12 protein-coding genes are annotated in these 11624 nt (G+C 37.9%); all 12 read left to right on the top strand.

All coding sequences use genetic code 11. The annotated features are described in order from the left end of the window. Window positions 1-11: 11 nt before the first annotated feature. The 12 genes from cmk to aroC all read left to right on the top strand — a co-directional run bounded on the left by cmk (window position 12) and on the right by aroC (window position 11622). The gene (cmk, locus tag AC4PG0_RS09075; protein WP_070753703.1) at window positions 12-686 is read left to right on the top strand and encodes a (d)CMP kinase; all 675 of its coding nucleotides are present in this window, start codon (window positions 12-14) and stop codon (window positions 684-686) included. A 359-nt stretch (window positions 687-1045) separates the two neighbouring features. Next, window positions 1046-2191: a 30S ribosomal protein S1 gene (gene rpsA / locus AC4PG0_RS09080; RefSeq protein ID WP_003763135.1), complete on the top strand. Its 1146-nt coding sequence runs from the start codon at window positions 1046-1048 to the stop codon at window positions 2189-2191. 143 nt (window positions 2192-2334) lie between these two features. Next, entirely contained in the window at window positions 2335-3645 is a 1311-nt protein-coding gene (der, locus tag AC4PG0_RS09085; protein ID WP_003769459.1) for a ribosome biogenesis GTPase Der, read from the top strand. 22 nt (window positions 3646-3667) lie between these two features. Continuing rightward, a complete protein-coding gene (locus AC4PG0_RS09090; RefSeq protein ID WP_194317245.1) occupies window positions 3668-4684 on the top strand; it encodes an NAD(P)H-dependent glycerol-3-phosphate dehydrogenase in 1017 nt (338 codons plus the stop codon). 102 nt (window positions 4685-4786) lie between these two features. Continuing rightward, on the top strand, window positions 4787-5767 hold the full coding sequence (locus tag AC4PG0_RS09095; protein WP_003769456.1) for a tyrosine-protein phosphatase: 981 nt from the start codon (window positions 4787-4789) through the stop codon (window positions 5765-5767). 401 nt (window positions 5768-6168) lie between these two features. Next, window positions 6169-6456 (top strand): HU family DNA-binding protein, encoded by a 288-nt coding sequence (locus tag AC4PG0_RS09100; protein ID WP_465262237.1) that lies wholly within the window; start codon window positions 6169-6171, stop codon window positions 6454-6456. A gap of 225 nt (window positions 6457-6681) precedes the next feature. Next, on the top strand, window positions 6682-7251 hold the full coding sequence (gene folE, locus AC4PG0_RS09105) for a GTP cyclohydrolase I FolE (protein ID WP_003767576.1): 570 nt from the start codon (window positions 6682-6684) through the stop codon (window positions 7249-7251). Between the two features lie 58 nt (window positions 7252-7309). Continuing rightward, window positions 7310-8077, top strand: a complete 768-nt coding sequence (locus AC4PG0_RS09110) for a heptaprenyl diphosphate synthase component 1 (RefSeq protein WP_003763127.1) — start codon at window positions 7310-7312, stop codon at window positions 8075-8077. A gap of 22 nt (window positions 8078-8099) precedes the next feature. Then, window positions 8100-8813, top strand: coding sequence for a demethylmenaquinone methyltransferase (gene menG, locus AC4PG0_RS09115; protein ID WP_003726790.1), 714 nt, complete (start codon window positions 8100-8102; stop codon window positions 8811-8813). 10 nt (window positions 8814-8823) lie between these two features. Beyond that, window positions 8824-9789, top strand: coding sequence for a heptaprenyl diphosphate synthase component II (hepT, locus tag AC4PG0_RS09120; RefSeq protein WP_010991723.1), 966 nt, complete (start codon window positions 8824-8826; stop codon window positions 9787-9789). A 19-nt stretch (window positions 9790-9808) separates the two neighbouring features. Further along, window positions 9809-10252, top strand: a complete 444-nt coding sequence (gene ndk, locus AC4PG0_RS09125; RefSeq protein WP_112120411.1) for a nucleoside-diphosphate kinase — start codon at window positions 9809-9811, stop codon at window positions 10250-10252. Window positions 10253-10455: 203 nt separating this feature from the next. After that, complete coding sequence (gene aroC / locus AC4PG0_RS09130) at window positions 10456-11622, top strand: chorismate synthase (protein ID WP_112120410.1); 1167 nt, start codon at window positions 10456-10458, stop codon at window positions 11620-11622. Window positions 11623-11624: the final 2 nt, after the last annotated feature.

Genomic DNA, 11624 nt, shown 5'->3' on the forward strand with positions numbered 1-11624 from the left:
AGTTTTATTCTATGACTAAGAAAATATGTATCGCAATTGATGGACCAGCTGCAGCGGGTAAAAGTACAGTAGCAAAAATTGTTGCGAAAAAATTGCGTTTTGTTTATATTGATACGGGAGCTATGTATCGAGCGGTTACATATATTGCGCTAAAAAATAAAGTGGCGTACGAAGACGAAATGGCAATTGATGCTTTACTTAAAAAAACGGTGATTCGTTTCGAACCTGGTGAGGTACAACAAGTATTTGTAAATGAAGAGAATGTAACAGATGTAATTCGTTCACTAGAAGTAACTAATCATGTTTCTATCGTTGCCGCACATCCAGCTATTCGAGAAGCACTTCAAGAACGTCAGCAAGTTTTTGCAACAGAAGGCGGAATTGTCATGGATGGTCGTGATATTGGAACTGCTGTACTTCCAAACGCAGAACTTAAAATTTTCTTGCTAGCCAGCGTAGAAGAACGAGCAGAACGACGCTATAAAGAAAATATGGCAAAAGGTTTTGCTGGCGATTTAAATCAATTAAAGAAAGAAATTGAAGAACGAGATCACTTAGATTATACTCGTGAGCATTCTCCTTTAAAAAAAGCAGACGATGCTATTGAAGTAGATACAACATCGATGTCAATTGATGAAGTCGCAAATAAAATTCTTTCACTTGCTGAACAAAAAATCCAAAATTAATGAAAAAGTGCTACATTTTCAGAACTAAATGGAAATGTAGCACTATTTTAATTTAACCGTGAAAGTCTAAACAAGGTGAGCGATTTCACGGTCTATAGGCAATTTAACCCCCTTAAAAGAGCTTGACAAATGTTTGGATTTGTAGGATGTTATAAGAGAGATTTTTTACTTTGTGAAAAGTATCTTGAAAGGATTTTCTAGCTGGAAGATAAGTTTTACTGAGGGTGTATTTGTTATTTTTCTTTATTTAATTAGAAATTGCCTATTGAGGAAAACTAGTCAAGCGGATGAGGCAAACGTGAAAAGTTGCTTCTGAATTAGAAATTCCTAAAATTCGACTAACGAATGGAGGGCTACACATGTCTGAAGATTTATTTGATGTGGAAGTTAGAAATTTTGAAGAAGGAGACAAAGTCACTGGCACAGTTACAAGCGTGGAAGATAAACAAGTTTATGTTGGTATTCCCGATAGCAAACTTGATGGTGTCGTTCCAATAAGTGAACTTTCCAATATACATGTGGAGACAGCTTCTGACGTTGTAAGCGTAGGCGACACACTTGATTTGATTGTCACTAAAGTAGAAGACGATGTACTTGTTTTATCTAAAAGAAAAGTGGATGCAGAAAAAGCGTCTGATGATATTAAAGCTAAATTTGAGTCTGGTGAAGTGTTCGAAGCAGTTGTCAGTGATGTTGTTAAAGGCGGATTAGTAGTTGACCTAGGGGTACGTGCTTTTGTTCCCGCTTCTTTAGTAGAAGATCATTTTGTGGAAGATTTTGCAGATTATAAAGGTACAACCCTTACTTTCAAAGTAGTAGAATTTGAACCAGAAAACAACCGAGTAATTTTAAGTCACCGTGCAGTTGTGGAAAATGAAAAAGCTAACCAAAAACAAGCACTATTAAATGAAATCAAAGAAGGCGACGTGATTGAAGGTACTGTTCAACGTTTAGCTAACTTTGGCGCATTTGTTGATATTGGTGGAGTAGATGGACTTGTTCATATTTCACAAATTTCTTATAAACATATAGCTACGCCGCAAGAAGCGTTAGAAGAAGGTCAAAAAGTTAAGGTAAAAGTTATCGGGATTGATCCTGAAAATGAACGCATTTCACTTTCTATTAAAGCAACTTTACCAGGACCTTGGGATGGTATTTCTGAAAAAGCACCAGTTGGTTCTGTTTTAGAAGGAAAAGTAGTTCGTTTAGTAACTTTTGGAGCTTTTGTGGAAATTTTCCCTGGCGTAGAAGGTTTGGTTCATATTTCTCAAATCTCCCACGAACATATTGGAACACCACAAGAAGTCCTTTCAGAAGGTCAAACAGTAGAAGTAAAAGTACTAGAAGTTAATGAAGATGACAAACGTTTATCTTTAAGTATTAAAGACTTGCAAGATGCTCCAGTTGAAGAAGCTGATTATGAACTTCCAGAAGAAAGTACTGGATTCCAAATGAGTGATTTAATTGGTGATAAATTAAAAGGACTTCAAAACGACGATAAATAATTGTTCGTAAAAGAGCCTAGGGAGACTGTTCCCATAGGCTCTTTTTATTTTTCACATCGAACTTTTCATTGCCAGTAAGCTGTTTTACTGATAAACTAAAGAAAGTTTGATAAATAGGATTCGAGAAAAAAGAAGGTGAAATAATGGCAAAACCAGTTGTAGCGATTGTCGGACGTCCAAACGTTGGCAAATCGACTATTTTTAACAGAATCGTTGGTGAACGTGTTTCCATAGTGGAAGATGTTCCCGGTGTGACACGTGACCGCATATATAATTCAGCGGAATGGCTTGGAAAAGAATTTAACATTATTGATACAGGTGGTATTGATCTTTCCGACGAACCATTCTTAGAGCAAATTCGCGCACAAGCGGAAATCGCAATTGATGAAGCAGACGTAATTATTTTTATTACCAATGGTCGTGAAGGGGTTACCGATGCAGACGAACAAGTAGCAAAAATTCTTTACCGGTCTAATAAACCAATTGTTTTAGCGATTAATAAAGTAGATAACCCAGAAATGCGTGATCAGATTTATGACTTTTATTCTCTTGGGTTTGGTGAGCCGTATCCAATTTCTGGTTCTCATGGACTAGGGCTTGGTGATATGCTTGATGCTGTTCGTGCTCATTTTCCAAAAGAAGAAGAGGAAGAATACCCAGATGAAACAGTGAAATTTAGTTTGATTGGTCGGCCAAATGTTGGTAAATCATCTATTCTAAACGCACTTCTTGGCGAAGACCGCGTCATTGTTTCTGACATTGCGGGAACTACTCGTGATGCAATTGATACAACTTATACGTTTGATGGTCAGGATTATGTCATGATTGATACAGCCGGAATGAGAAAACGTGGGAAAGTGTATGAAAGCACAGAGAAATATAGTGTTTTACGTGCAATGAGAGCAATTGAACGCTCCGATGTTGTTCTTGTGGTTATCAACGCAGAAGAAGGTATTCGTGAACAAGATAAACGAATTGCTGGATATGCGCATGATGCCGGACGTGCTATCATTATTGTAGTGAACAAATGGGATGCAATTAACAAAGATGAAAAAACAATTAATGTATGGACAGAAGATATTCGGGAGCAGTTCCAATTCTTAAGTTATGCACCAATTGTTTTCGTATCTGCTAAAACAAAACAACGCTTAAACAACCTATTCCCGCTCATTAACCAAGTAAGCGATAATCATTCATTACGCGTACAATCTAGTATGCTAAATGATGTTATTAGTGATGCAGTTGCAATGAATCCATCACCAATGGATAAAGGTAAACGACTTAAAATCTTCTATACAACACAAGTGGCTGTTAAACCGCCAACATTTGTGGTATTTGTTAATGATCCAGAACTAATGCATTTCTCTTATGAACGTTTCTTAGAAAACCGGATTAGAGAAGCATTTCCGTTTGATGGTACGCCAATTCGAGTAATTGCTCGTAAGCGTAAGTAAAGTTTTCGGGAGGAAAAATATAATGACACAGAAAAAAGTTGCTATTCTTGGCGCTGGAAGTTGGGGAACAGGACTCGCACTTGTCCTAGCTGATAATAATCATAAACCAGTTATTTGGGGAAACTTAGATAAAATTGTGAATGAAATTAACGAATCGCACACGAATAGTCACTATTTGCCAGATATTATTTTACCAACTGAGGTAAAAGCGACATTATCACTTGATGAAGCTATAGATGGTGCTGAAATTGTCGTGATTGCTATTCCAACAAATGCAATGCGTGTGGTTTGTAAGCTGCTAAATGAAGCGCTGAAAGAACCAACTATTTTAGTGCATGTTAGTAAAGGGATTGAACCAGAAACAAATCTTAGAATGTCAGAAGTAATTGAAGAAGAAGTAGATGCTACAAAACGTAAAGCTCTTGTTGTTCTTTCAGGGCCTAGTCACGCGGAAGAAGTAGCTCTTCGTCATCCAACAACGCTTTGTGCTAGCTGTAAAGATTTGAAAGCAGCAGAAATCGTGCAAGATCGTTTTATTAATAATAATTTACGTATTTATACGAATGATGATGTCATCGGTGCTGAAATTGGTGGAGCGCTTAAAAATATTATCGCACTTGGCGCAGGAATCTCTGATGGCCTTGGATACGGCGATAATGCTAAAGCGGCACTAATGACACGCGGAATGGCAGAAATTACTCGTCTCGGTGTTGCTGTGGGCTCTAATCCACAAACCTTTTACGGGCTAACTGGTATTGGTGACTTAATCGTTACTTGTACGAGTGTGCATTCACGTAATTGGCGTGCTGGAAACATGCTCGGTAAAGGCGAGAATTTAGATGAAGTTTTAGAAAAAATGGGTATGGTCGTTGAAGGTGTGCGTACAGCCAAAGCAGTTCATGGTTGGGCGAAAAAACTAGATATTGATATGCCAATTACCGAATCGATTTACGCGATTTTATTCGAGAATAAAGATGCTCGAGAAGCCGTTGATTTATTGATGGGTCGTAAAAAGAAAATCGAAAAAGAGTCATTTTAATAGAGAGAGCCAAGATAAGTTTTCCGCTTATGTTGGCTCTTTTTTTATGAATTATGCTAAAATGAAGCAGAAGAGCCAAATTTGAAAAAGTAGGTGGAGAATATGGAAGTTACTCGTACAGATAAAGCCGTAACATTAAGATGGGAAAATGAAGAAGTCAGCGAAGGTACGTTGGTTTTTGTAAGTAGTAGTCCGTCACTAGAGGCAAATAGTGAACCTGTCTTTAAAGTATCTAATGCAGCAAAACATTATACTTTTGAAACAAAGGACATTCCAGTTTATTTCTTTTTACAGGCACCGAACGGAGACAAAAGAGTTGTTTCTGAACGGATATTACCGCTAGAAAGTGTTTTTAACTTCCGAGATATGGGTGGTTACGAAACGAAGCATGGGCATCACGTAAAATGGGGTAAATTATATCGTTCTTCCAATTTAGTAAACATAAATCAAGCAGACGCCGCATTGCTCCAAAAGTTACATATTAAATGGATTTGTGATTTGCGAAGTAGTTCTGAAGTACAGGCGCAACCCACTCCAGAAATCCAAGGTGTTCTTAATAAACATATCCCAATCGGTACAGCAAAAAATGAAAAAACGACCCTCCCAGTATCAAATGACAAAGCGATCTATGAACCTTTGATGGGGGAGAGTTACCGTGTATTTGTGCAATCAGTAGACGGATTTAAAGAAATTTTTAGCGAGATATTAACGGATGCTAAAGCGGGTCTTCCATTTGTTTTTCATTGCACCGCTGGAAAAGACCGTACAGGGGTCTTAGCGGCACTTTTATTAACATTACTAGATGTACCAGAAAAAACGATTTTTGACGATTACGCAATCACTAACCGCTATCAGGACAACATTCTACAAGAAATGGGTGGGATTGTGTCACTTTTTTCAAATGGAAACGAAAAAATCGACTTGGAAGCTTTTCGTCCGATGGCAGAAGCTCGTCCAGAATATTTGAAAATAGCCTTTGATGAAATGAAAAAACAATTCGGTTCAGTAGATGGCTATTTGGAAAAAGGAATCGGAATTACTGCGGAAGAAAAAGCCATCATCCAACAACAATTATTAGAATAAAACTAGGCTCAGAAACCTAGAGTTGTCAGGTAATAGCTCTGAATTTGCTTCTATTTTTATGAAAAAAGAACTATTTTAGCCAATTATGGTGGTATCGCTTGCTATTCTAAGGGTTCCAAGTTAGTATTATGGTTAACAGGTTGATACTATCACGTTTTCAAGCCATAAGAGAAAAACATATGTGATTGAAAATGTTAAGAAACAGTGTCAGTTTGGCATTATTCCTTGCAGTTGCTGGGATTATGTGATAATCTTTTATCAGAATTACTGTTAAGGCTTGTAGTTAAGCCATTTCAGTCACAATTCTCCTTAAATTCCAAAATTAATTTTACTTTTGGAAAAAAACGAGAAATACAGGTGTCTCATAGTGCCTGCTTATTTTGAAGTATTCTGTGAAGGAGGTGAAAAACACAATGGCAAATAAAACTGATTTAGTAAATAGCGTAGCTGAATTAGCTGATCTTTCTAAAAAAGACGCAGCGAAAGCAGTAGAAGCTGTATTCGAAACTATTCAAACTTCTTTATCTAAAGGTGAAAAAGTTCAATTAATCGGATTTGGTAACTTTGAAGTACGTGAACGTGCTGCCCGTAAAGGCCGTAACCCTCGTACTAAAGAAGAAATCGACATCCCTGCAAGTAAAGTACCAGCGTTCAAACCTGGTAAAGCGCTTAAAGAAGCTGTTAAATAAGTTACATAGACTTTTTAAGCACTAACTCTAGTCTGGCCTTAATTTTATAATTAAGCTAGGCTAGTTTTTTTTTGGTGATTATTTCCAGACGAAATAGGGAATAAAGAGAACAAAATAGTAAAACATCATTATTATCTCTTATTTAAGCAAATTAAATTTACCTTGAAGTTCGGCTGTGTTAAGATATACAAGGTATATAATGCTAAAAAGATAGGGGAATTAAGGATGGAGCAAATAGACAAACAAAAAATTGCTGACGCAGTGAAAGTTATTTTAGAAGCAGTGGGAGAAAATCCAGAACGTGAAGGACTAATTGATACACCAATGCGAGTAGCTCGTATGTATGAAGAAGTTTTTGCTGGACTCAAGAAAGATCCTTCTGTTCATTTCGATACTATTTTTGAAGAACAACATGAAGAACTAGTGCTTGTAAAAGATATTCGTTTTTCCTCTATGTGCGAACATCATCTTGTTCCTTTTTTTGGCGTAGCACATGTGGCTTATTTGCCTCAAAATGGACGAGTTGCAGGGCTTAGTAAACTTGCTCGTGTAGTGGATGATGTGAGTCGTCGTCCGCAACTTCAAGAGCGTATTACTACGACTGTTGCAGAAATTATGATGGATAAATTAAAACCACTGGGAGTCATGGTGATAATGGAAGCAGAGCATATGTGCATGACCATCCGTGGTGTCAATAAACCTGGAACTAAAACAATTACAAGCGCAGTACGAGGCGCTTTTAAAAATGACGATAAGCTTAGAAGTGAAGTTTTGGCTTTAATTAAGCATAATTAAATATCCTTTATGGTATAATTTATTTTACGTAATAAGGAGATTCAAAGGGGATTGTTAAATGACTTATCAGGCGAGAGAGGCTGGGCTAAAGGAAGTGGAGCAGTTGGTACATGAGCAAGCAGTCTATCAGTATTTACAAGAGAATAATGAAGGCGGGCAAATGGACAAAGATCAAATGCTATTTCTTCATGAAGCGATTTCCGGCTCTGATTTGGCTGATGCTGCTGCGTATCGTGTAGTTAGTGCAACGCTTTACATGATATTAGCTCATGACACGCATGAAAAAATTGATGAACCAGGTGATGTTGTACAGCTAACTCGGAAAGAACAAGAGTTAACCGTATTAGCTGGGGATTTTTATAGTGCTCTCTATTACCGGACACTTGCGGAATTAGAAATGATTCCACTCCTCAGAGCCTTACAAAGTGGTGTTCAAGAAACAAATACAGCAAAAACCAATATTTACCAATTACATGTTGCGACAGATGAAGAATATCTTACACAACTTGCTTTAACTAATGCGGCGATTTTTGCCAAGTTTGCGAAGTATTTTATGAAGGATGAAACATTTATTGCTTTAGGTTGTCAGTTCTTTTTACTTAAACGACTTAAAATGGAACTTGCGACTTATCAAGAAATTGGTGCGTCTAGGTTGAAGCGTGCTTATGACCATGGGTACTTTGCGAAAGAAGCTGTCACTAATTTTGAAAGTTGGTTAGTAGCAATTATTCGTGACGTGAAGATGGAAGTGGAACGACTAAAAGAAGAGTCTGAACCGCTTTCTACTATACTTGAAAAAAGAATTATTGAAGTTATTAACGACTGATAAATAGAAGGAGATTCGGGATATGACGGAAACTAAAGAAGAAAAAGTACATAAAGTATTTGAGAAGATTTCCCCAAGTTATGACCGAATGAATAGTGTTATTAGTTTTAAACTACATGTGAAATGGCGTAAAGAAACGATGAAGCTAATGCGTGTTCAAAAAGGGACAAATGTTCTCGATGTTTGTTGTGGAACGGCAGATTGGTCGATTATGATGGCGGAAGAAATTGGTCCAGAAGGTCATGTGACAGGACTTGATTTTAGTGAAAATATGCTAAAAGTTGGTCGTGAAAAAGTAAAAGAAGCAGATTTGCATAATGTAGAGCTGATTCACGGGAATGCGATGGAATTACCTTTCCCAGATAATAGTTTTGATTATGTGACAATTGGCTTTGGGCTTAGAAATGTACCTGATTATATGCAAGTGCTTCGTGAAATGTATCGTGTCTTAAAACCGGGCGGACAACTTGCATGTATTGATACCTCGCAACCAAATATTCCAGGTTGGAAACAAGTATTTAATGCTTATTTCCGATATGTCATGCCTGTTTTTGGAAAGTTTTTTGCGAAAAGTTACAAAGAATATAGCTGGTTACAAGAATCAACGCGCGAGTTTCCAGGGATGGCAAGACTTGCGGAAATGTTTCAAGAAGCCGGATTTTCATACGTAAGATATATTTCACACAGTGGCGGCGCAAGTGCAACCCACTTTGGATTTAAAAAGAAGGAACAATAAGGTGGCAAGCATGAAACTTAACTTTTTATACCCGAATATGCAAAAAGACATTGACTTAGTTGAAAAAGAACTAAAAAGAGCTCTTACTGGTGCGGCTGCTGAAACAACTTCTGATGCGGCACTTCATCTGTTAGAAGCTGGTGGAAAACGAATCAGACCGATGTTCGTTTGTTTATCTGCAAGGCTTTCTCCTGACGCGGATTTTGAAGCAGTGAAAAATGCAGGTGTAGCGATTGAATTAATTCATATGGCATCGATTGTTCATGATGATGTGGTAGATGATGCTGATTTAAGACGCGGACGTGAGACAATTAAATCCAAGTGGGGGAACCATATTGCGATGTATACTGGAGACTTTCTGTTTGCTAAGTCGTTAGAGTATATGACGGAAATTAAAGATGTTGCTGCCCACAAGATGTTATCACATGTCACAGTTGAGTTATCTACCGGTGAAATCGAACAGCTCAAAGATAAATATAATTTTGACCAAAGTGTGCGTAATTATTTACGACGAATCAAAAGAAAAACAGCATTATTAATAGCAGCTAGTTGTGGTCTTGGTGGTGTTGTTTCTGGTCAAAGTGAAGCAGATTACAAGAAACTATATCGTTTCGGATATTACGTGGGGATGGCGTTTCAAATTACGGATGATGTACTTGATTTCGTTGGAACTGAAAAAGAACTCGGTAAGCCGGCTGGAGAAGATTTGAGTCAAGGAAATGTGACGTTGCCAGTATTTTTTGCAATGGAAGATCCTTTTCTTAAAAAACGAATCAGCCAAGTAACTGAGGATACGCAAGCAGAAGAAATTGCCGTTTTAGTGGAAGAAATAAAAAAATCAGGAGCAAAAAAAGCAGAAGATGTCGCAACAGCTTATCTAAAAAAAGCCGTAGCAACACTTGACTCTTTACCACAAGTTCCTGAATTAAAGCCACTGAAGCAAATTGTCCGTGTTTTAGATAAAAGAAATTATTAACGTGAGGGAGGATTCTATAATGGAACAAACTTATGTAATGGTTAAGCCAGATGGTGTAGAACGAGGACTTATTGGGGAAATTGTAGCAAAAATAGAGAAAAAAGGAATTAAGCTAGTTGCTGGTAAATTAATGCAGATTGATCGAACCCTCGCAGAACAGCACTACGCAGAACATGTCGGCAAACCTTTTTTTGAGGATTTAATTGGATTTATCACTTCTGGACCTGTATTTGCGATGGTTTTAGAAGGCGATGATGTGATTAAAACAGCACGTCGGATGATGGGGAAAACGAATCCACTTGAAGCCGATCCCGGAACAATCCGTGCGGAATACGCAATACATACGAATAGAAATGTCATTCATGGTTCTGATAGTCCTGAAAGTGCCAAGCGGGAAATTCAGTTATTTTTTGAACCACATGAAATTTTAAGTTATGAAAAGGCAGTAGATACTTGGATTTAAAATAAGTAAGAGTTTAGGGAAGCCTAGGCTCTTTTTTCATAGAGAAAATACCATTTGGCGCGGTTTTTTGTTATGATGAAAGAATGAGACTAAAGTATTGTGTTCTCGCTTGGCATATGTTAAGATATTACACATATACTTTAAAGCGCTAAAATATCATTGCTAGAATATCTAGCTTAAATAGAAAAAGGAGAGTTGTTGAAATGAGATACTTAACGGCAGGAGAATCACATGGACCGGGGCTTACGACAATTATTGAAGGATTACCAGCAGGAATGCCTCTACTTGCAGAAGATGTAAATAAAGAACTTAAAAGAAGACAAGGTGGACATGGTCGCGGTGCACGTATGCGTATTGAAAAAGACCAAGTACAAATCACAGCAGGAATTCGCCATGGTAAAACACTCGGCGCACCTGTAGCAATGTTTGTTGAAAATAAAGACTGGAAACATTGGGAAACAGTTATGAGCATTGAACCAGTTCCAGAAAAAAATGAAAAATCTCGTCGCGTATCTCGTCCACGTCCGGGACATGCGGATCTAGTTGGTGGCATGAAATATGGCCACAACGATATGCGTAACGTATTAGAACGCTCCAGTGCGCGTGAAACAACTGTCCGCGTTGCAGCAGGAGCCGTTGCCAAAAAACTATTGCATGAACTAGGCATTGAAGTTGCTGGTCATGTACTTGAAATTGGCGGAACTCGTGCGAATTTGAAACGTGATTACGCGGTTTCGGAAATCCAAGAAACATCCGAAGCTTCCCCAGTTCGTTGTTTAGACGATGTTGCTGCAGAAGAAATGATGCAAAAAATTGATGATGCCAAGAAAAATGGCGACACTATCGGTGGAATTGTGGAAGTTGTTGTCGGTGGTGTACCAGCTGGACTTGGTAGCTACGTACAATGGGACAAAAAATTAGATGCAAAAATCGCGCGTGCAATTGTAAGTATCAATGCATTTAAAGGCGCTGAGTTTGGTGTCGGTTTTGAAGCTGCGAGAAAACCTGGTAGCGAAGTAATGGATGAAATTTTATGGAGTAAAGAAGATGGTTACACTAGACGTACGAATAATCTTGGTGGATTTGAAGGCGGAATGACAAATGGTATGCCAATCGTTGTTCGTGGGGTAATGAAACCAATCCCTACGTTATACAAACCACTTCAAAGTGTGGATATTGATTCCAAAGAAACATTTAATGCTAGTGTGGAACGTTCTGATAGTTGTGCAGTACCTGCTGCAAGTGTTGTAGCTGAGGCTGTGGTCGCTTGGGAAGTTGCAGTTGCTGTGTTAGAAAAATTCGATGGTGATCGTTTTGATACACTTAAAAAACATGTGGAGGAACACCGAAACTTAACGAAGGAGTTTTAAAC

This window comes from Listeria sp. MAN/IMW/UF464 (assembly GCF_058683955.1).

Excerpts from the sequence above, each read along its gene's own strand:
- AC4PG0_RS09110 (WP_003763127.1), top strand. The coding sequence starts at position 7,310 with ATGACTTATCAGGCGAGAGAGGCTGGGCTAAAGGAAGTGGAGCAGTTG.
- AC4PG0_RS09095 (WP_003769456.1), top strand. The coding sequence starts at position 4,787 with ATGGAAGTTACTCGTACAGATAAAGCCGTAACATTAAGATGGGAAAAT.
- menG (WP_003726790.1), top strand. The coding sequence starts at position 8,100 with ATGACGGAAACTAAAGAAGAAAAAGTACATAAAGTATTTGAGAAGATT.
- hepT (WP_010991723.1), top strand. The coding sequence starts at position 8,824 with ATGAAACTTAACTTTTTATACCCGAATATGCAAAAAGACATTGACTTA.
- AC4PG0_RS09090 (WP_194317245.1), top strand. The coding sequence starts at position 3,668 with ATGACACAGAAAAAAGTTGCTATTCTTGGCGCTGGAAGTTGGGGAACA.
- ndk (WP_112120411.1), top strand. The coding sequence starts at position 9,809 with ATGGAACAAACTTATGTAATGGTTAAGCCAGATGGTGTAGAACGAGGA.
- folE (WP_003767576.1), top strand. The coding sequence starts at position 6,682 with ATGGAGCAAATAGACAAACAAAAAATTGCTGACGCAGTGAAAGTTATT.
- cmk (WP_070753703.1), top strand. The coding sequence starts at position 12 with ATGACTAAGAAAATATGTATCGCAATTGATGGACCAGCTGCAGCGGGT.
- der (WP_003769459.1), top strand. The coding sequence starts at position 2,335 with ATGGCAAAACCAGTTGTAGCGATTGTCGGACGTCCAAACGTTGGCAAA.
- aroC (WP_112120410.1), top strand. The coding sequence starts at position 10,456 with ATGAGATACTTAACGGCAGGAGAATCACATGGACCGGGGCTTACGACA.
- rpsA (WP_003763135.1), top strand. The coding sequence starts at position 1,046 with ATGTCTGAAGATTTATTTGATGTGGAAGTTAGAAATTTTGAAGAAGGA.